Annotated in this window: 11 protein-coding genes; 5 read left to right on the forward strand and 6 right to left on the reverse strand. The window is 70.5% G+C overall.

The window, feature by feature from the left end; genetic code table 11:
- Nucleotides 1–350 precede the first annotated feature (350 nt).
- On the reverse strand, nt 351–5,204 hold the full coding sequence (locus WMF36_RS29155; protein WP_437574040.1) for a hypothetical protein: 4,854 nt from the start codon (nt 5,202–5,204) through the stop codon (nt 351–353).
- A 439-nt stretch (nt 5,205–5,643) separates the two neighbouring features.
- Here WMF36_RS29155 and WMF36_RS29160 point away from each other — a divergent pair, with 439 nt between their 5' ends.
- On the forward strand, nt 5,644–6,165 hold the full coding sequence (locus tag WMF36_RS29160; protein ID WP_437574041.1) for a hypothetical protein: 522 nt from the start codon (nt 5,644–5,646) through the stop codon (nt 6,163–6,165).
- 21 nt (nt 6,166–6,186) lie between these two features.
- Here the strand turns inward: WMF36_RS29160 and WMF36_RS29165 are convergent, their stop codons facing one another.
- From WMF36_RS29165 to WMF36_RS29175, 3 genes are all read right to left on the reverse strand, one after another.
- Nucleotides 6,187–7,761, reverse strand: a complete 1,575-nt coding sequence (locus tag WMF36_RS29165; protein ID WP_437574042.1) for a hypothetical protein — start codon at nt 7,759–7,761, stop codon at nt 6,187–6,189.
- A 544-nt stretch (nt 7,762–8,305) separates the two neighbouring features.
- Nucleotides 8,306–9,805, reverse strand: coding sequence for a hypothetical protein (locus tag WMF36_RS29170; RefSeq protein ID WP_437574043.1), 1,500 nt, complete (start codon nt 9,803–9,805; stop codon nt 8,306–8,308).
- A gap of 371 nt (nt 9,806–10,176) precedes the next feature.
- A complete protein-coding gene (locus WMF36_RS29175) occupies nt 10,177–11,589 on the reverse strand; it encodes a B12-binding domain-containing radical SAM protein (protein ID WP_437574044.1) in 1,413 nt (470 codons plus the stop codon).
- Between the two features lie 152 nt (nt 11,590–11,741).
- Here WMF36_RS29175 and WMF36_RS29180 point away from each other — a divergent pair, with 152 nt between their 5' ends.
- A complete protein-coding gene (locus tag WMF36_RS29180) occupies nt 11,742–13,544 on the forward strand; it encodes a monovalent cation:proton antiporter-2 (CPA2) family protein (RefSeq protein ID WP_437574045.1) in 1,803 nt (600 codons plus the stop codon).
- Nucleotides 13,545–13,572: 28 nt separating this feature from the next.
- Here the strand turns inward: WMF36_RS29180 and WMF36_RS29185 are convergent, their stop codons facing one another.
- Together WMF36_RS29185 and WMF36_RS29190 are read right to left on the reverse strand one after the other, a co-directional pair.
- Complete coding sequence (locus WMF36_RS29185; RefSeq protein WP_437574046.1) at nt 13,573–14,958, reverse strand: sigma 54-interacting transcriptional regulator; 1,386 nt, start codon at nt 14,956–14,958, stop codon at nt 13,573–13,575.
- A gap of 1 nt (nt 14,959) precedes the next feature.
- Nucleotides 14,960–16,564 (reverse strand): serine/threonine-protein kinase, encoded by a 1,605-nt coding sequence (locus WMF36_RS29190; protein WP_437574047.1) that lies wholly within the window; start codon nt 16,562–16,564, stop codon nt 14,960–14,962.
- Between the two features lie 361 nt (nt 16,565–16,925).
- Here WMF36_RS29190 and WMF36_RS29195 point away from each other — a divergent pair, with 361 nt between their 5' ends.
- The 3 genes from WMF36_RS29195 to WMF36_RS29205 are packed head-to-tail and all read left to right on the forward strand — an operon-like array spanning nt 16,926 to nt 21,030.
- Complete coding sequence (locus tag WMF36_RS29195) at nt 16,926–17,315, forward strand: CesT family type III secretion system chaperone (protein WP_437477700.1); 390 nt, start codon at nt 16,926–16,928, stop codon at nt 17,313–17,315.
- A gap of 48 nt (nt 17,316–17,363) precedes the next feature.
- Entirely contained in the window at nt 17,364–18,197 is an 834-nt protein-coding gene (locus WMF36_RS29200) for a PspA/IM30 family protein (protein WP_437574048.1), read from the forward strand.
- A gap of 13 nt (nt 18,198–18,210) precedes the next feature.
- Complete coding sequence (locus tag WMF36_RS29205) at nt 18,211–21,030, forward strand: cation-translocating P-type ATPase (protein ID WP_437574049.1); 2,820 nt, start codon at nt 18,211–18,213, stop codon at nt 21,028–21,030.
- Nucleotides 21,031–21,099: the final 69 nt, after the last annotated feature.

Genomic DNA, 21,099 nt, shown 5'->3' on the forward strand with positions numbered 1-21,099 from the left:
AAAAAAGCCCTCTTCTTCACGCTCCCGGTGTCCAGGTACCGGCGCTACGGCGGAATCGGCGCTCCACGATGGCAAGCTCGGGGTGCGACTCGTCGGAACCGCGACCTGCCCGGCCGTCCTGCGTCACCGACACAGGAGACGCCTGGAACGGGCGGTGTCCAACAGCAGCTCATTTCGTGGAAAAGTTCAGCAAGACCTGCGCCACGGCGGCCCGCGTCCAGGACCGCGGGCGAACGGGTCGCACGCATGGGGCGAATCGCCCCCGTGCGGCAAAATGCCACGACCCTTGCGCCGGGCCTGCCTGAGGCCGCGATCGGGCCCCCCTGACAGCGTCCGTCGCGGTATCGGGCTCAGTGAAGGCCCCTCATCGTCGGGTCGCCCAGCTTGAACGCAGACAGCGCCTGGCGCATGAAGACCGGCACGGAGACATAGCTCTCGAGCGCGACGCAGGCGCGGTTCGAGGAGCACGTGCAGCTGTAGAAATCGCTGAAATCGTCGTCGTCTGCGGCGGAGTCCTCCTCGCAGCCGGGCACGCCGTCCGTCAGGACCTCACCGTCCGGCGCGATGGCGGCGACCGTCGGATCCCACCGCACGATCGGCTGCCCGCTCTCCGGGCTCAGCTTCACCTTGTGCCAGTCCGCCTTGCCATCGCCGTCGAGGTCGGGGCCTGCCTCCGTGACATACGCCCTGGCCAGGAGCTCATTCCCATGCTCCAGGACGCGCGCGCCGATGCCCTTCTGCACGACCTTGCCGAAGATGGTCTCGGTCCCGTACGCCTTGGCCACAAACACCCTCCCGGACGGATGGTGGAGCTCGATCCGGTTCGGGAAGCCAGGATCGGTGTCCGCCCCGGTCTCCCAGATGTGCATCATGTCCAGCCATCTCTGCTTCTGGTTCTCGGGGAGGTAGAGGAGGGTCCAGGCGATGAGGAACTTCTGCTGCTCCCAGCCGATCTGCGGGTCGACGATGGCGACCTTGGCCGGGGCCCGCGGGTTCCACGGCGCGCTGTCGACCGCGCCGTACGCGCTGCAGACGATGCTCCCCGCGCCGGGGAAGCAGCTCTCCGGCCCGCTCTCGCTCCACCACGAGGTCCAACCGAGCGCGCTGGCCGGATACCCGCTCGCATCCCGGACAGGCCGGCCGCGCTCGTCCGCCTCGACGCGCACGCCCTTGATGGCGTCGTCGCCCGTGAGGTTGTTGCCGAGCCAGCGGCGGTACCCTTCCGGGAACACGTCGGCGAGCGAGACAGCGCGGTAGCGCGCGTCGAGGAAGTCGTGCCGCGAGTCGCTGATGAAGTTGTCGACCGACTCGGTCATCAGCATCGCCACCCACGCCTTGTCGTAATAGGAGCCGGCGTTCATCGTGTACGACGAGTCGTACTCGCCCTTGTCCTCCGCGAGCGCGTTCTCGAGCGGCTTGCCGCCCAGGGCAATGTCGCCGAAATACCCCGTCGCGCCGTTTGGAACGACCACCACCGTGGCCCCGGGCTCGCCGAAGACGTCGCTCGATGACCGGAGGACGGTGTCCCCTGTCGGCAGGAAGTGCTCGCCCGGCTGCGGGCGCGCCATCTGGAGCGCGAAGTGATCGAACGCGATCCCGGCCGCGAGGATGTTCTCCTTGAAGGTGCTGCCCGCGGCGTGGACCCAGAACGTGTCGAAGTCGTAACCGCGGTCCAGCGCGAACTCGCGGTAGATGTTCGCGACCAGCCCGAGGCCCTTCGCGCCGTCGCGCATCTTCGCGTTGTAGCGGTTCAAGGTCCGCTCCGACGCCGCGCGCACGCTGAAGGCCTGCCGGTCGCGGCGGTAGTTGTCGAAGATGTGATTCACCTCCTGCTGCGTGATGAAGAAGTTGAAGAGCTCGTAGGCGTCCGCGCCGCTGTCGTGCCGGTACACGCTCAGGTTGCCGAGGTCGGCCCACCGGTCCGTCGCGAACCCGTAGGGCACGCGGGTGCGCCCCGCGGGATCCACCGAGGGCCCCTTCGCGCCGTCCGGCGTCTCCAGCGCGCGCCACGTCACGTAATCGACCTTCTGCTGCCGGCACCGCGTGTACTTGCCGTCGACCGGCACGATCTGCCCATCGAGCACAGGGTGCCAGACCCCGTCCCGCTCCTCGTTCCAGCCCGAGGGCATGTACGCGCTCGGGTCGACCTCGACGCAGCTCCCCGGCTGGATCAGATTGTATTTGTTCTGCAGGTCGGAATAATGGATGTCCTCGTCGTCGTACTCGGGCTGCAAGCCGAGGATGCCGCCGAAGTCGTCGACCTTGGCGAGCATGCCCTTGCCGCGCGGGGTGGCCGCCCTGTAGCTCGGGTCGGCGTGCACCGAGATGACGTCGCCGTAGAACATGCGGGCCGCGGCGAAGTCGTAGGCGCCGAGCCCGATGAGGTCCTGCGTGGGCTCGCCGGCGTAATCCATGGTCGACGAGTGCATGAACATCCAGAGCAGGTTCTTCCGCTCGTTCTCGGTCACGGGGTCGTAGTAGCGCGGCCCGACGCAGGCCTCGCCGTCCTCCGAGAGCGTCTCGCACCGCGTCTTCACCCGCCCGTTGTTCGTGCGCAGCTGCCAGTACTGCGGCCGGTAGCCCCAGGCGTCGGACGAGCTCACGAAGTTGTGGCGCAGGCCGACGGAGTGGCCCATCTCGTGGAGGATCACCGCGTAGTGCGCCCGCTGCGCGAGGTAGCGCCGCATGGCCTCGGCGCGCCGCACCTTCTGCGCGGCGTCTCCCTCGCCGAAGCGGCCGTGCTTGCTCGCGAATTTCTCCTCGAGGATGTCCGCCAGGTTGGCTGTCGCGAGCGGCGCCGGCGCCTCGTGCAGGACGCACGCGCCGCGCTCGGCGAGCGCGAGCTCCCTCAGGTTCCTGAGCTCGCGCTGCACGCTCGGGTTCGCCCCTCGGAGCGGCGAGGCGAAGCGCATCACCTCGTCCGTGAGCGGCAGCGCCTCCACGCCGGTGAGCTCCTGGATCCTCTTCGTCGTGAGCTCGGCCTCCAGCTCGGTGCCCACCGCGGATCTGCGGCGCGCCTCGTAGACCGCGCGCATGCTGTCCGGCGCCGTCGCGTCGGCCGCGATCGCGCGCACCTCCTTCGAGAGCCGCCGGAGGCTCTCGCGCAGCGCTGGATCGCGCGCCATCTGGCCGGACGCGTCCTCCGCGTCCCCCGCGTCCACCCCGGCGGACCGGGCGATCCGCCGCGCGATCTCCTCGCGCGTGAGCCTCGGCAGCGCGCCGCCCTTCGACGCCCCGTCGCTCGCCTGCGCCCAGTCCCGGACGTAGTCGCCGTCGGTGACCTCCTCGGTCTTCAGCTCTCCCTTGATGTAGCGGGCCGTGTCGACGACGCCCTGGCTCCACATGTCGCTGACGTGCGTCCAGACGTTGATGCTCGACGCGATCTTCTCGCCGGTGAGCGGGTCTTCCGAGTCGCTGTAGATGCCCCACGCCGAGGGCGACTGCGGCGCCTCGAAGTTGTTGATCTGGTGATAGCGCAGGTCGCCGATCCGCGCGTTCAGCGCCTCACGGCACGCCTTCATCAGCGCGGGATCGCGCCCCGCCTCCTTGCGGCGCTCGTCGCTGCACATCCTGGCGGTCACGCCCTCCGGGAGCCGGGGGCCGCCGCACGCCTCCGGGTCGGTCGCCTCGACAGGGCTATGACAGACCACGATCGCCTCGGGCATCTTGGCGAGCGCGACGACGCCAGGCGCGTAGCCGCGTTGCTTTCCGAGCTCGTCGGCGAGGGCGTCGCACCCCTGCCCCTCCCGCGCCCCGCCGCGCCGGCACGCGTCGACCTCGCGCGCGAGCGCGATGGCGTCGGCGCTGTCGTCCATCTGCCCGTCGTAGATCGGGAACTCCGCGCGGCAGCGCGCCGCGTCGCCCGCCGTCCGGACGCACTCGGCGTACCTGGCGGTGACGACGGCGCTGCGCAGGGCGACATCCCACTCGTGGGCTGCCCAGTCCGTGGCGTCGAAGTAGTCGGGGTGGCTGCTCGATGTCACGTACCACGGCTGCGGCACGGCCTTGCGCCGCTGGTACGGCAGGGTGCACCGCTGCTTGAAGGCGTCGCACCGCGAGCCGGGGCCCACCGTCACCGGCGCCCCCTCCCGGTCCATCATCGCCCCCGTGACCGCCTCGCACTCGTCCTCGGTCCCGTTCTTGTCGTCGTCGCGGTGCGGATCGGCGGAGGCGGGGGTGGTCTCGGGCGTGAAGCAGGGGATCTCGCCCGTCATGCGCTCCGGATCGGCGTAGTAGTGGCTGCGTTCCCAGAGGTTGTACCGCGTGATCATGCGGTGCCACTTGGCGTCGCTCATGCCGTAGTTGCGCGCGTAGCCGAAGCGCTCTCGCAGGAAGGGGCCGAACGCCCGGAACCGGTACCCGTCCCACTCGGCGGGCTCGTAGTCCCGATCGACGACGCGGCGGAAGGACTGCCGGAGCGTGACCTCGACCGGGTTGCAGGACCCCACCGGCGCGGTGCCGCCGGGGAAGTCCGCGTCGAGCATGCAGGCCGGGAAGCTGTCGATGCCCCACCCGAGGTGGCTCAGATCGATGAGCTGTGGCATCGCGAAGGCCTTGTTTGTGACGTCGAAATATCCCTCCTCGGAGTCGAAGTGGGGCGCGTCCGGGTGGCTCGGATCGCTGACGTAGTAGGAGAGCGGCTCGTACTTCACGCCGCCGTAGACGCCGATGAGCGACAGCGTATCGAAGTCGTAGGAGTCGACGTTCAGGTTCTTCGACCAGTCGACCCGCATGTACTCCCGCGCATACCAGGGACGGTCGGTCGTGTTTTCGACGACGACGTTGCTCTCTTCCCCCGTCGCCCGGTTGTAATCGCGCTGGACGTCGAAATGCGAGAGGATCTTGTACGCGACGGCCACGACGCCGTCGTCCGTGGCGGCGCCGGCCCCCTTGCCGTCGGTGTCGTTCACGCGCTCGTAGGTGAGGCGCCCGATCAGGAGATCTTCCTGGACGATCCACTTGATGCGCGCGACCTCCGCCTGCGCGTACGAGGACGAAAACAGCCCGTCCTGCGAGGCGCCGTAGCCCACGTCGACCACCGTGGTCCGCGTCCAGAACTCCGGATCGTCCTCTTTGCTCTGCAGATCGGCGCCGACGAAGAACGATTTCGCCAGCGCGTTCGCCTGCACCTGGCTGATCGGCTTCCGCTCCTCGGCGCAGCCCGCGTTCAATCCCACGGCTGCCACGAGCAGTGCCAGTCTCACGATCCAACTCATCGCAGAGTCCTCCTCTTGCAGCTCGGTCCCGAGCGCGCGTGCCCCCATGAGAACCTCGGCGTCCGCACGCGATCTGCCGTGACGGCCGCCCCGGTTGCGCGATTGGCGTCTCTGCTCGCCCTCACCGGGTCTGCGGCACATCGCGTGCCACACGCCACAAAGCGCCCTTGTTCGCAGCAACCCCTGCTCGTACGGTGTCTTGTCGACCTCCGCCGTGCGACCGCGCAGCGCCGCCAGCGTTAGCGGACTGACGCCTCCGCCCGCCGGCTCGCGGAACGTCCCAGGCGAGTCGGCGGGTCCCCCGCTCCGCGCCTCGCGCCTCCGCTCCGGGGGCCGAGCAGCCCGGCACCCCCATCTCCCCTCCGCTTCCCTCGCCTCTCTCCGTCCGCTGCGGTATCGACAACCTCACCCGACCGGGAGGAACACCGTGCCTGAGGGAGACGTCCTGCTCTCGAACGCCGACGGCGCCATCCTGGCGCTCGGCCCCGCCGTGCTCGTCTGCGAGTGCCATGGCGACGGCATCGACCTCGCCGTACGTCGCGTCGCCGCGTTCGCGCTGACCGCCTCGCTCATCATCGTGGGCATCGTGGCGGCGCGCGCGGCCCCCTTTCCCATCCTCTTCATCGCGGGTACGTGGACCGCAGGGGCCACCGCGGCGCTGCTCGTCGTCCGCCGGCGCCGCCGGCGCCACGGCCTGTTCCGCCTCGACTTCGAGCGGGCCGAGCTCGTCCAGGAAGGCCGCGGCTTCCGGCGGGTCTTTCCGATCCAGGCGATCGTCGGCGTCTCGACCCCGCCGGCCTGGGACGCCGAGGTCGACGAGCCGGGCCTCGCGCCGCGCTGGCTGCTCCTTCGCCTGTCGACCGGGGAGCAGCTGCGCCTGGGCAGGGCGCCCGCGTACGCGCTCGGCCCCGCGCTCGCCTTCCTCAAGCGGGCCGGCGTCGAGGCGTGAAGCGGGCCCGCCGCCGTGCCGTCAGGGCCTGGACAGGCTGGGGTAAACCGGACCGAATTCCCTGACCATGGTCCGGCTGTCCGAGAGGAACGGCGTCTTCATCGCCTCGTCCTGGTAGATCGGCCTGACGATGCAGGTGTTGCTGCCGCCGCACTGCCCCGGATCGGGCTTGGGGAAGAGCACGTCCGCCACGAGCCAGAACCTGTCGCCTGAGTCCTCCGGGAGGAACGAGACGGGCTGCTCCGGGTCGTAGAAGCCGGTCGGCCCGAGGTCGGCCCCGAGCTCGCCGTTGCAGAAGATCTTGACCCGCGGGTGCACGTCCGTCGACGCGGTGCCGCCGAAGTAATGCACGGCGACCCGCATCCAGCCGTCCTTGGGCGGGAAGTCGACGTTGATGTTCTCCGGCGCGCAGAAATTCGGATTGTCAGGGTCGGTGATGCGGTGAACGCAGGAGATGTTGTCGAGGTCGAGCCGCGGGTTGTGGCACCCTTGGCCGTTGGCGCGCCACGCGTCCCCCACGCCGCGGGGCGCGTAGAAGCACGTGTTGTTGGCCTCCTCCGGATCCAGATACCAGTTCACCGGATCGGGCGGCGTCGCCCCGTCGTCGAACCAGCGGATGGACGAGTCGCCCAGGAAGCCGTCGAGCGTGCAGTTCCCGTAACCGCACGCGACGCTCGAGCCGCCGATCGTCCAGGGCTGCGTGTTGTTCGGCTTGTGGAGGTAGAGGTCCAGATCGACGCTGGCCCGATCGTGCTCCCACTCGAGCTCGACGCGGAGGCCGCGGGCGCCGACGAACAGCGGGTAGGCGCAGGTCGCGGTCTCGCCGCCCGCCACGCGCTTCGTGTACGTGACCGTGTACTCGCCCGACTGCAGCGGCTTGAAGTCGTCCGCCGGATCCGTCCCGCCGACCGAGGGGCACGGGTCCACGCCCGGTGGACAGGTCACCGTCCAGACCTCGGAGCCCGCGAGCGCATCCTCGCCGAACGACCCGGTGCCCTCCTTCAGGTCGACCTTCGCCAGCGGAGCCGTCTGCATCGGGTGGCAGCCCGTCACATCGTTCATGTGGCAGCTCTCGTCCGCGTGCACGCCGCCGACGCACGGACCCCACGTGCCCGTCTCGGCGCAGAGCTGGGTCCCGGGGAAGCACCCCGGGCTGTGCCGGAACGACGGGTCGCCGCGAAAGCAGGAGTGCGCCTGGCCGGGAATGCACGGGCACGTCTCGTCGATCGTCCCGTTGCAGTCGTCGTCGAGCCCGTCATGGTCGACGCCGAGCTCATCCACGCCGCAAAGCTCCGTCGGGCCGCAGGCGCTCCCGCACGGGTTGACCTCCACGTGCGGCGTCTCCTGGGTCGACCCCCCATCGATGTTGATCAGACCGCCGAAGCCCTCCGACGCGCCCGTCGGGTCGCCCGCCTCGTCCCCGGCGGTGCCCGCCCCGCCGGCGCCGCCCGCCCCGCCGGGGTTCGCGCTGCCCCCCGTCGTCCTATCCAATGCGAACCGCTTGCCCTCGGCGCTGCAGCCGGCCGCGATGCCGGCGCCCGACGCCGCGGCTGCGATGACGACCGGGAACGCGGAGAGGACACGAAGACGAAACATGATACCTCCACTCGGCGACTTCGGCGCGGGGTCGCAGCGGGCCTGCGTCCGCTCAGCACCACAGCGAAGAACACCGTACCTTGGCAAAGCGGCGACGCTGCAGCCCGGCGACACGCGAGGATGCGTGCCCAGGGATGGCAGACCACGAAGCCTCATCCTCTTCCGGTGAGAGCCGGAACCAATTTGCAGGCTCAACAGGTGACGTGCAGGACTCCCTGGCTCCCTAGCATGGTTCTCCGGCCGGCGTCGGAGATAACGAGCAGCCGGGAGCCGGAGAAGCGCGCTCTCCGGAGGAGCTGAGTCAGGCAAATCACGATCTAGTTAATCATTACAGGGTTATTGTCCTGCTATCGGGCGCGGCCGAGGCGGCGCTCCGTTCCAGGCGCTCGAGTCCGCCGGCTCGCGCGCTGCCAGCCGCAGCACCGGAGACGTGGCGGCAGCGCTCGCTTGATCGCGGCAGCGCTCGCTTGATCGCGGCAGCGCTCGCTTGATCGGCGAGGAGCTGAGGTGTTCCGGATGCGGGGGCGCCCGTCGCGCCCGCGGCTCAGGGCCGCGTCGGGTAGGCTGGACCGAAGCTCGTCTCGACGTATTCTTCGGTGGTGAGCAGCGGCGTCTTGCTGCTGGTATTCCGGTAGAGCGGCTGGACGACGCAGTTCGCCTGACCGCACTCGTCAGCCTCGGGGAAGATCACGTCGGCCACGAGCCAGAACGTGTCTCCCGCGCCCGCGCGCGCGAAGGCGACGGGCCGCTCGGGGCCGTAGAACCCCGTGGGCCCGAGATCGGCTCCGAGGGTGCCGTTGCAGAAGATCTTGATCCGCGGGTGGATATCGTCGGCCGTCGGGCCTGTACCATAGTAATGTACGCCGATCCGCATCCACTGGTCCTTTGGCGGGAAATCGATGTTGATGTTCTCGGGGGCGCAGAAACCGGGGTCATCGGGGCTGTCCACGGTGGGGTCGCACTTCCCCGTGTTGTCGAGGTCGAGCCGCGGGCTGTGGCAGCCGAGCTTGTGCGCGCGCCACGCGTCCCCCACACCCTGAGGGGCGTAGAAGCAGCTGTTGTTGCTCTCCAGCGGGTCGAGGAACCAGTTCACCGGATCCGGCGGCGTCGCGCTGTTGCGGAACCAGCTGACTCCCGAGTTCTTCGCGAAGTGCTCGATGGTGCAGTTGTTCCAGCCGCAGTCCTCCGACGAGCCCGACGTCGCCCAGGGCTGCGCGCTGTTCGGCCTGTGGAGGTGCAGGTCGAGATCGACGCCACCGACGTCGTGCTCCCACTCGAGCTCGACGCGCAGGCCGCCCGCGCTGACGAAGAGCGGGTACTGGCAGCTCTGCGTCTCGCCGCTCGCGACACGCTTCGTGTAGGTGACGGTGTACTCGCCCGATTGCAGCGGTTTGAAATCGTCCGCTGGATCCGATCCGTCCACGCCGGGGCACGGGTCGATGCCCTCGGGGCAATCCACCGTCCACACCTCGGAGCCCGCGACCGCATCCGCGCTGAAGATGCCGGTGCCCGGCTTGAGGTCGACATCGGCGAAGGGCGACGCCTGGATCGGGTGACACGCGACGTCGCTGTTCCCATAGCAGCTCTCGTCGGCGTGCACGCCGCCGAGGCACGGCCCCCACGTGCCGGTCTCGCCGCAGAGCTGGGAGCCGGGGAAGCAGCCCTCGGCGTTCCGGAACGATGGGTCCCCGCGGAAGCAGGAGTGCGCCTGGCCGGGGAGGCAGCTGCAGTCCTCGTCGATCTCACCGTCGCAGTCGTCATCCAGGCCGAGGTTCGCGCCGGCGCACAGCTCCTGCTCGCCGCACGCGCTCCCGCACGGGTTCACCGTCACGTCACCGGTGGGCTCCTGCCCTCCATCGAAGTTGAGCAGCCCGCCCGCCCCGCCCGCCCCGGCCAGGCCGCCGGCACCCCCTGTGTCGTCACCTCCGCTCGAGCTGAGCCCGCCGGGATTGCCCGTCGCGCTACAGCCGACCGCGATGCCGGCGCTCGACACCGCAGCCCCTGCGATGATGAGGAGCGACGAGGAGAAACGAAGTCGACCCATGAAACCTCCATTCGAGGGCAATGCGGTGACCCAGCGGGTTCACCCCCGCCCGCCACCCCCGGCATTCCACAGCTCACGCGAGCGTAGCAAAATCAGCAAGCGACAGTTGCACTGTAGCGCAGCAGGGAAACGAGGCCCGCGCATCGCGCGCCGCCGTCGATCCGAGCGCCGTCGATTGGCTACATGTCAGGCGAGCCGGGGCGTTCGGCGAGCCGCAGGCCTGGCCGCCGACACGCAGCGTCCTGTCGCGCCGAGGAGCGCCGCGCCGGAACAGCGCGTCACCACGGGCCTGGAGAGCCCTGTTGCATTGCGTTGCAGCTTGCAGGACGGCGCCGGCAGGACGGACGCGCGCCGGGTGACGAGGGGCCACTCTATCCCAGGATCGGCAGCTGCCTGCTGCCCTTGGCCCTCGCCGGCTGGGGCTGCTGCGGCTCCTGCTGCGGCTGCGTCGCGGGCGGAGCGGCGGTGTCCTCGATGTGCACGCCGGACCGGAAGCGCTGCTCTCCCCCCGCGATCTTCCGGTGCGCCAGCGAGTGCTGCATGAAGTTCAGCGGAAAGAAGCCGGCCAGCTGAATCCAGCTCGACTGCCGCGTCAGGGTGAACCTGCGCCAGATCGAGGACGGCGAGTAGAATTTCGTCCATGCCGACACCCAGCCCTCCCGGAGCCGCTCCCGGGACATCTGCTTGGGCACGAAATAGGGTGAACCGGCGTCGTGGTCGCGGCGCAGCCACCAGCGCTCGTCCGTGAGGCGCCCCTCCGCCTTCAGGCGGCGGTACAGCTGCGTCGCCGGGTACGGGGTGAGGATGGCATACAGCGCCATCGTCAGCTTCATGTCGATGCCGAACTCCACGGTGCGATCGAACACCTCGGGATCGTCCGTATCGAACCCGAAGACGAAGCTCCCCCAGACCGAGATGCCGTGCTCGTGGAGCATCGCCATCGTTTCCTTGTACTGCGAGGGCCGGTTCTGCCGCTTGCCGGTGAACTTGACCGTCTCCTCGTCGATGCTCTCGAAGCCGATGAAGAGCGCCTTGCACCCGCTCTCGGCCATGAGCTTCACGTTCTCGAGGCGCTTGACCGCGGCGAGCGAGCACTGGCCAATCCAGTGCTTCTTCATCGGCACCATCCGGGTGAACAGCTCCTTCGAGTAGGCCCGGTGGATCATCACGTTGTCGTCCGCGAACATGATGAGCTTGCCGAGCGTCCTGAGCTCGCTCAGCACCTCGTCGGTCGGGCGGAACCGCATCGTGGTGCCGTTCGCCGTCGACACGCTGCAGAACTCGCACGGGTACGGGCAGCCGCGCATCGTCTGCACGACCTGGAACGGGATGTACTTCTTGGAGGTGAACAGGTCGCGCCGCGGCGGGGGCCTGCCGGCCAGGCTCGGCAGCTCGGGGCGGTAGATGGGTTTGAGCTCGCCGCGCTTCGCGTCCGCGAGCAGGACGGGCCACGCGTCCTCCGCCTCGCCGACCACGACGGCGTCCGCGTGCTGCATGGCCTCGTCAGGACAGGCCGTGGGGTGGATGCCCCCGAGCACCACCTTGACGCCGCGCCTCCGGTAAGCCGCGGCGATATCGTAGCTCCTGCGGGCGGTCTTGCTGTCGACGCTGATGCCGACGAGATCGACGTCCTTGACGTCGCGCTGGAGGTCGAAGGGCTGCACGACGTCATCGGTGTAGATGATCTCGTCCTCGGGGGGCGTGAGCGCCGCGAGGGTGCCGAGCCCCACCCGGGGCAGGTAGGCGGAATCTTCGCTTGCCGTGGCGATGAGCTCGATCTGCATGGCAGATCGTGTTTATCACGGGGCCGCGCCGCGCCGTACCGCCTCCGCGCGCCGCCCGCGTCAGGGCCTCCTGATTGCGCTAGGCGCACCGACACCTCCATCGCACCCTCTCGCGCGCGCTCCGGACGCGGAGCCCCAAGGAGACCCGACGCATGAGCTTGCTCTCTCACGCCGCAGTCCTTCTCGGCGCCGCCGTGGTCGCCGTGCCGCTCTTCAAGCGGATCGGTCTCGGCGCGGTGCTCGGCTACCTCGTCGCGGGCGCGCTCATCGGCCCGTGGGGCCTGCGGATCCTCACCGACGTCGAGAACATCCTCCACTTCTCGGAGCTCGGCGTCGTGCTGCTCCTCTTCCTCATCGGCCTCGAGCTCCAGCCGTCCCGGCTCTGGGTGCTGCGCCGCGCCGTGTTCGGGCTCGGCGGCGCGCAGGTCGCGGTCACGGGCGCGCTGATCGCGCTCACCGGCGTCGCGCTCGGCCTGCGCATCGACACGGCGGTCATCGCCGGCGTCGGGCTCTCGCTCTCGTCCACGGCGTTCGTGCTGCAGATCCTGACCGAGAAGGGCCACATGCAGTCGCAGCACGGCCGCTCCGCGTTCGCCATCCTGCTGTTCCAGGACCTCGCCGTGATCCCGCTGCTCGCGGTGCTCCCCCTGCTCGGCCCCGGAGGCGGGGCCCCGGCCGAGGGGAGCGCCCTCGCGTCGTCGCTCAAGGCGGTGGCCGTGGTGCTCGGCGTGGTCGCCGGCGGCCGTTACCTCGTGCGCCCCTTCTTCCGGGCCATCGCCGCCGCCCGCGCCCATGAGATCTACACCGCGGCGGCCCTGCTCGTCGTGCTCGGCACGGCGCTCCTCATGGTGCAGGTGGGCCTGTCCATGTCGCTCGGCGCCTTCATGGCCGGCGTGCTGCTCGCCGACTCGGAGTACCGCCACGAGATCGAGGCGGACATCGAGCCGTTCAAGGGCCTGCTCATGGGGCTCTTCTTCATCGCCGTCGGCATGTCGGCGAACATCGGCCTGCTCATCGAGCGGCCGCTGCTCGTCCTCGGGCTCGTCCTCGGCATGATGGCGCTCAAGGCCGCCGTCCTGTTCGTCCTCGGCAGGGCGAGCGGGCACGCCGCGGGCTCGGCGCGCGACCTCGCGCTCGCGCTCCCGCAGGGGGGCGAGTTCGCCTTCGTCCTCTTCGGGCTGGCCGCGGGACAGGGCCTCATGGACAGGCTCCTCTCCGATCTCCTGGTCGTCGTGGTCACCCTGTCCATGGCGCTCACGCCGCTGGTCATCTCGCTCGGCGACCTGCTCATCAAGCGATGGCAGCGGACCGGCCCAGCGCGGGAGTTCGACGCGATCGAGGACGGCGACCCCAGGGTCATCATCGCTGGATACGGCCGCTTCGGCCAGATCGTCTCTCGCGTCCTCCGCACGAGGAAGATCCCCTTCACCGCGCTCGACGCGAGCGCGACGCAGGTCGACTTCGTCCGCAAGTACGGCAACATGATCTATTACGGAGACGCCTCCCGGCTCGACCTGCTCCGCGCGGCGCGCGCCGACAAGGCGAAGATCTTCGTGCTGGCGATCGATGACGTCGCGTCCTCGGTGAAGACGGCGGAGGTGGTGAAGCGGCACTTCCCGGAGCTCAAGATCTACGCGCGCGCCCGGAACCGCCAGCACGCGTACCAGCTCATGGATATCGGGGTGGAGGTGCTGGAGCGCGAGACGTTCCTGTCGTCGCTCGAGGTGGCGGCGCGCGCGCTCGAGGGCCTCGGGATGCGCGCGCCGGACGCCCGCGCCACCATCGAGCGGTTCAGGGCCCACGACGAGCGGGTGCTCCTCCGCGGGCACGCGGTCCACCACGACGAGGCCAAGCTCATCCAGAGCGCGAAGCAGGCCGCGCAGGAGCTGGAGGGGCTGTTCGAGACCGACGAGAGCGCGCCGTCCGGCAAGGACGACAAGGCCGCGGCGGTGTGACGCTGGGGTGAGCCGCGGCGCCGGCCGCTCAGTCCTGTTCCTGCTTCGCGCCGATGCCGTGGCGGCGGAGGTAGGCCCGGACGTGCGCCCGCTCCATGCCCGCGCGCCGCGCCATCTCGCTCACGTTGCCCTTCGCGTCCTCGGACAGGGCGGCGAAGTAGTCGCGCTCGAACCGCGCCAGGACGTCGCGCTTCGCTTCCTGGAACTGGCGGCCCTTGAGCGAAGCGAACGAGCTGTTGAACGAGCCGCCGCCGCCCGGGTGGATCGACGGCGACGAGTTGCCGTGCACCGGCGTCTCGGTGAGCGCGCCGAGGTGCGCCGCGACGTCGATCTCCTCGCCCTCGCCCGCGAGCGCGAACGCGACGGCGACCGCGTTCCTGAGCTCGCGCACGTTGCCCGGCCAGTCGTGGCGCATCAGCCGCTCGAGCGTGCTGTTCGCGATGCGCTCGTAGGCGCTCTCGTCGCCGAGATCCTTCAGCATCCGGCGGACGAGCACGGGGATGTCCTCCACGCGCTGCCGGAGCGCCGGCAGCTCGATCTTGATCTGCGCGACGCGGAAGTAGAGGTCGCTCCGGAAGTTGCCGCCGTTGACGGCGCGCACGAGGTCGCGGCGCGTCGCCGCGAGCACCCGCACGTCGACCTCGCGGTAGCCCGACCCGCCGACGCTCTTGATGCGGCGCTCGGCGAGCGCGCGGAGGAGCTTCGGCTGCACCTCGAGCGGCAGCTCTCCGAGCTCGTCGAGGAAGATCGTGCCGCCGTCCGCCTCGTGGAACGGCGAGAGGCGCTTGTCGACCGCGCCGGTGAACGCGCCGCGCTCGTGGCCGAACAGCGTCGCCTCGGCCAGGGTCGGCGGGATCGAGCCGCAGTCCACGACCACGAACGGCTTCTTCGAGCGGGTGCTCCCCAGGTGCAGCGCCTGGGCGACGAGCTCCTTGCCCGTCCCGGTCTCGCCCGTGATGAGCACCGTGAGGTCGGTCGGCGCCATCTTGGAGAGGCGCTCGAAGATGGCGCGCATCCCGGGGCTGCTCGCCACGAGCGGGCCGAACGACGGGATCGCCGAGACCGTGATGCGCTCGGGTCGCAGCGGCTCGAACTGGATCTCGGTCTCGCCGAGCCGGAGCTTCGTGCTCGTGAGCAGGTAGATGTCGCCGACCCGCACGCCGCCGACGAACGTCCCGTTCCTGCTGTCGAGGTCGCGCACGCGGACGCCCTGCTCGGTGGCGACGAACTCGGCGTGCACAGCGCTCACCTTGGCGTCGTCGACGACCAGCTGGCAGGCCGCGTTGCGGCCCACGATGACGGGATCGGTGCCGATCTCCAGCCATCCGCCGCCGCGAGCGGCCGACTTCGTCGGGCGGATACGCCCGCCGCGCACCTCGACCCTGTTCTTCGTGCCTACCGTGGCGTCGAGCAACTCAGTTCCTCTCTGTCTTGCGGCGCGAAGGTGGGCCCTCCGGCCGGGGAATCTCTGCGCCCCCCGTCCTGCTCGGCGGCGCCGGGGGTACCGCGCCTCCCGTCCTGCTCGGCGGCGCCGGCGGGGGTGCCGCGACCCCCGTCCTGCTCGGCGGCGCCGGGGGTGCCGCGACCCCCGTCCTGCTCGGCGGCGCCGGGGGTGCCGCGCCTCCAGCCCGGCTCGGCGGCGCCGGGGGTGCCGCGCCTCCAGCCCGGCTCGGCGGCGCCGGGGGTGCCGCGCCTCCAGCCCGGCTCGGCGGCGCCGGGGGTGCCGCGCCTCCAGCCCGGCTCGGCGGCGCCGGGGGTGCCGCGACTCCCGTCCTGCTCGGCGGCGCCGGGGGTGCCGCGACTCCCGTCCGGCTCGGCGGCGCCGGGGGTGCCGCACCTCCGGCCCGGCTCGGCGGCGCCGCGCCCCCCGTCCTGCTCGGCGGCACCGGGGGCGGCACGCTCCCCGTCCTGCTCGGCGGCACCGGGGGCGGCACGCTCCCCGTCCTGCTCGACGGCGCCGGCGGCACCACGCTCCCCATCCTGCTCGGCGACGGCGGAGGCGGCGGCGGCAGCGAGCTCTGGCCAACGTCGCCGAAACCGCCGTTCTCGGTCATCGTCGGGGGTCCGTCGACGACCGTGGGGTTGTCTTCCAGAAACGCATCGGGCAGCTCCGAGGGGTACCGGCTCCGCTGCGAGCGGCGCATCGCGCGCGAGATGTTCACCGGCTGGATGGCGCGCCAGCTCGCGAGCGCCTCCGCCGCGGTGCTGAAGCGCCCCTCGCGCCGGCGATCGAGCGCCCGCTCGAGGAAGCGCTCGATGCCCACCGGCCACTTCTCGCCGGTCGCCTCGGCGAGCGACGGCGCCGGGCGGTCGAGCTTCATCGCGACGAGCACCGCGGCCGTCGCGCCCTCGAACGGCAGCCGCCCGGACAGGGCCCGGAAGGCCACCGCGCCGACCGCGTAGATGTCAGCCCGCTCGTCGGCCCGCGCGGCGCCCCGCACCTGCTCCGGCGCCATGTACGCGAACGAGCCCAGCGTCGCGTCGAAGGCCGTGAGCGTCGGCTCCTCCTTCTCGCGCCGCGTGAGCTTGGAGATGCCGAAGTCGAGGATCTTCGCGCGCTCGCGCCGATCGGGCAGGCCGAGGTGCTCCAGGTAGATGTTTCCGGGCTTGAGGTCGCGGTGAATGACCCCGGCGGCGTGCGCCGCCACGAGCCCCTGGATCACGTCGTCGATGATCGGGCCGACCTCGCTGAACGGCAGGTACTGCTCGCGCTTCAGCCGATCCGCCAGCGACTCGCCGTCGAGCTGCTCGAACACGAGCAGGTGCGCGCCGTCGTTCGCCTCGCCGACCTCGATCAGCTGGCAGACGTACGGGCTCTTGATGGCGGAGGCGATCTTCGCCTCGCGGTCGAAGCGCCGCACGAGGTCGGGCTTCATCGCGGCGCGCGCCAGCAGGACCTTGATGGCCACCTGCTGCATGTCCGATTCCCGTGTCGCCGCCCAGACTTCGCCCATGCCGCCCCGCCCGAGTAAGCGGGTGACACGGTAACCAGCAACAAGGTCGCCCGGGTGGATCGCCACGTAACCTGGATCGGGACCGTACCAGCGCGGACGCAGAACCGGTGAGAAAAAAGCGAGTGTCCAGGTAAACCCTGTGATTCCCGGAGCGAGCAGAACCGATCACGGAGCGGCACCTCATCGCGCGCGGAGCGACGGCTCGCCTCGGTTCGGTGGACCACCACGGCCGGCGCGGCGCGCCCTCAATCCGACGTGGCGGCGTGGCGGCGTGGCGGCGTGGCGGCGTGGCGTCGGGGCGGCGCGCCCTCCATCCGGCGGCGGGGCGGCGGGGCCGCAGCCGGCGCCGCGGCTCGGAATCCCGGGAGGAACTCGAGGGGCCGCGGCACTAGCCCGATGCGACATGATTCTGTAGGCTCGCCGCGCCATGCCGCGCACCGCCGAGGACGTTGAAACCTACCTCCTGCAGCTCGATCGCCGGTTCGAGAACGACGCCGGTACCTACCTCGTCTCGGGGGGCCCTGACGCGCCGCCGATCGCGATCCGCATCGATCCGCCGATCGTTGCGGTCCGCGTCTCGATCGGCTCCGTTCCCCCCGACGACGCCCACCAGACCAGGCTCTTCCGCCGCCTGCTCGAGTACAACGCGACGGATCTGATGCACGCCTCGTACGGGATCGAGGCGGGCACCATCGTCCTGTCGGCGGCGCTGGAGCTCGAGAACCTCGACATGAACGAGCTCGAGGCGATCCTCAGCGACATCGATCTCGCGCTCGCCCGCCATGTCCCCGTGCTGCACGATCTCGCGCTGAGCTGACCTGCCGCGACGTTCGACCCTGCGCTACCCGTGAGTTGGAGCTGATCTATGGGAATTTTCGCGCGCCTTGCGACCCTCATCAAGTCGAACCTAAACGACCTCATCAGCCGCTCGGAGGACCCCGAGAAGATGCTGAACCAGGTCGTCATCGACATGGCAAACCAGCTGATCGAGGCGAAGAAGCAGGTCGCCGTCTCGATCGCCGACGAGAAGCGGCTGGCGAAGCAGGCCGAGCAGGAGGCGGCCCACGCCGCGGAGTGGGAGCGCAGGGCGATGCTCGCGATCAAGGCGGGCGACGACGCGCTGGCCAAGGAGGCGCTGAACCGCAAGAAGGAGCACGACCAGCTCGCCACGACCTACAAGGACCAGTGGCAGAAGCAGAAGCAGGCGGTCGACCAGCTGAAGACGGCGCTGCGCCTCCTCAACGGCAAGATCGAGGAGGCGAAGCGCAAGAAGAACGTGCTCATCGCCCGGAAGAAGCGGGCCGAGGCGCAGAAGGCGATCCAGGAGACCATGAGCGGTCTCAACAACGCCTCCGCCTTCGAGACGTTCGACCGGATGTCGAACAAGATCGACCAGATCGAGGCCGAGGCGGAGGCCGCCGGGGAGATCGCCGAGCAGTACACGGGCGACACGCTTGCGCACAAGTTCGGGCAGCTCGAGGCGACCGCGGGCGCGGACGACGAGCTGCTCGCGCTCAAGCGGAAGATGGGCGTGCTCCCGCCCGAGCCGCCGCCCGCCGCGACGCCGCCGCAGGTGCGCGTGGCCGGGACGGGCGGCGCGCCGGCCGGCCCCCAGCAGGCCGAGCAGGACGAGCTCGCGGCGGCCATCGCGGAGCTCGAGGCCGAAGAACAACGTGAACAAGCCAGGATGAAGCGCTAGAGCACGCCCGCCCATGAGCCAAGCTGCCACGGCGCTCCGCCGGACCGAATCGAACGCCGCCCCCTCCGCTCTCATTCCCGTGCACGCCGAAGAGGTCGGCGCCTTCCTCGAACGCGTCGGCGTGAGCTCGTCCGGCGGGCTCTCCGAGGCCGAGGCGCAGAAGCGCCTCGAGGAGCACGGGAAGAACCGCCTGCCGGAGACGAAGAAGAAGAGCGCGCTCCTCCGGCTCCTCGAGCAGTTCGCGAACCCGCTCGTCCTCACGCTCCTCGCCGCGGCGACGATCGCCGTCGTCGTCGGCTTCACGGCCGACAAGAGCGAGAGCTTCCTCCACAGGTTCGGCGACGCGATCGCCATCCTGCTCATCGTGATCCTCAACGCGTTCCTCGGTTACTACCAGGAGCGGCGCGCGGAGGCGGCCCTGGAGGCCCTCCAGAAGCTCAGCGCCCCGAACGCGCGCGTGCGCCGCGGCGGCAAGACCGTGGTCATCGCGGCCGAGGACGTCGCGCCCGGCGACATCCTCGAGATCGAGGCGGGCGACTCGGTCCCGGCCGACGCGCGGCTCGTGCAGACGATCAGCCTCGCGACCGAGGAGGCGGCGCTGACGGGCGAGAGCGCGGCCGCGGTCAAGGACGCGCTCGCCCCGGTCGCGCACGACGCGCCGCTCGGCGACCGGGTCACGATGATCTTCACGGGCACGAGCATCGTGCGCGGCAAGGGCCGCGCGGTGGTGACCGCGACCGGCGTGCACACCGAGCTCGGCCGCATCGGCGAGATGATCCGCTCGGTCGGCGAGCAGAAGACGCCCCTCGAGGAGCGCCTCGATCGCTTCGGCTCGATGATCCTGCGGGTGTGCCTGGCGCTGTCCGCGGTGCTCCTCGGCTGGGGGTTCATCCGGGGCGGCCGGCCGTGGCACGAGCTCCTGCTCGAGGGCGTGAGCCTCGCCGTGGCCGCCATCCCCGAGGGGCTGCCCGCGATCACGACGATCACGCTCGCGCTCGGGATGCAGCGCATGGCGAAGCGCGGGGCGATCGTGCGCAAGCTGCCCGCGGTCGAGACGCTCGGCGCCGCGACGATCATCGCCTCGGACAAGACGGGCACGCTCACCCAGAACGAGATGACCGTCCGCAACGTGTACGCCGGCGGCCACCGCTTCACGGTGGCCGGCGAGGGGTACAACCCGGTCGGCGCGCTGCGCGACGAGGGCGGCGCGGAGGTCGTCGACCCCTCGGCGCCCCTCGGCTACCTGTTCGCGACGGTCGCGCTCTGCAACAACGCGTCGCTCAACGAGGACCAGGCGACGGGCCGCTGGAACATCGTCGGCGACCCGACCGAGGGGGCGCTGCTCACGCTGGCCGCGAAGGGCGGCCACTCGCGCGAGTCGGTGGCGCCGTCGCACGCGTTCGTGCACGAGCTGCCCTTCGACAGCGATCGCAAGCGGATGACGGTGATCACGCGGGACGAGCGCGGCCGCGACATCGCGCACGTGAAGGGGAGCGTCGACGTGCTCCTGCCGCTCTGCGTGAAGTTCGCGGACGACAAGGGCGTGCGGGCGCTGACCGAGGACGACCGGAGCGCGATCACCGCCGAGGCGGATCGCATGAGCGCGTCCGCGCTGCGCGTGCTCGCGATCTGCCGCCGCGTGCGGGTCAGCCGCGACGAGAACGACGTCGAGCGCGAGCTCACGTTCCTCGGCCTGGTCGGGATGATGGACCCGCCGCGGCAGGGGGTGAAGGAGGCGGTGGCCGAGTGCCGTCGCGCCGGCATCCGCGCCGTCATGATCACCGGCGACCACCGGCTCACCGCGACGGCGATCGCCCAGGAGATCGGGCTCTGGGACGAGGGCGACGAGGCGCTCAGCGGCGCGGAGCTCGCGGCGATGGGCGACGAGGAGCTCGCGCGGCGGATCATGCACGTGCGCGTCTTCGCCCGGACGACGGCGGAGCAGAAGCTCCGGCTCGTGCGGGCGTTCAAGGCGCACGGCCACATCGTGGCGATGACGGGCGACGGCGTGAACGACGCGCCCGCGCTCCGCGAGGCGCACATCGGCGTGGCGATGGGGCGCGGCGGCACCGACGTGGCGCGGCAGGCGGCGGATCTCGTGCTGGCGGACGACAACTTCGCGACCATCGTCGAGGCGGTGCGCGAGGGGCGCGCCATCTACCGCAACATCCAGAAGTTCATCTTCTTTCTCCTCTCGTCGAACATGGGCCTCCTCGTGGCGGTGTTCGTCGTCTCGTTCTTCGGCAAGTGGCCTCCGCTGACGCCGCTCATGATCCTCTGGATCAACCTCGTGACGAACGGCTTGCCGGCGCTCGCGCTCGGCATCGATCCGCCGGATCCGCAGCTCATGAGCGAGGCGCCGCGGCCGCGCGACGAGGGCCTGCTCATCAAGCGCGACTACCTGGGGATCCTGTACGTCGGCGCGTTCATGGGGCTCGCGGCCGTGGCGCTCTACGCGACGTCGGACCAGACCGAGGACGGGCTGCTCCGCACGCGCGCCGTCGCCTTCTCGCTGCTCGCGCTGTCGCCGCTCTTCCACGCCTGGAGCTGCCGGAGCCCGGTGATCTCGATCTTCAAGTCGAAGCCGCTCGTCAGCCTGCCGCTCCTCCTGGCGGTGACGGCCAGCGCGGTGATCCACCTCGTCGCGCTGCTCGTGCCCGCGCTGCGCCCGGTCTTCCGCACGTACGAGATGTCGTCGAACGAGTGGATGCTCCTGCTCCTCCTCTCGGCGCTCATCGTGCCGGCCGTCGAGATCGCGAAGCTCGTGTACCGCCGGATCCGCCCTGCCGACGCCGGCCCTGCCCGCCTCCCCGCCTCCGCCGGCTCCCGCTGACCCGCCGGTCTGGGCCGGCGCCGCCGGCCCCTCTCCTTCTCCCTCTCCTCGCCCTCCCCTCGCCCTCCC

Origin of the sequence: Sorangium sp. So ce887 (assembly GCF_051521455.1) — a bacterium.
Lineage (GTDB): Bacteria > Myxococcota_A > Polyangia > Polyangiales > Polyangiaceae > Sorangium.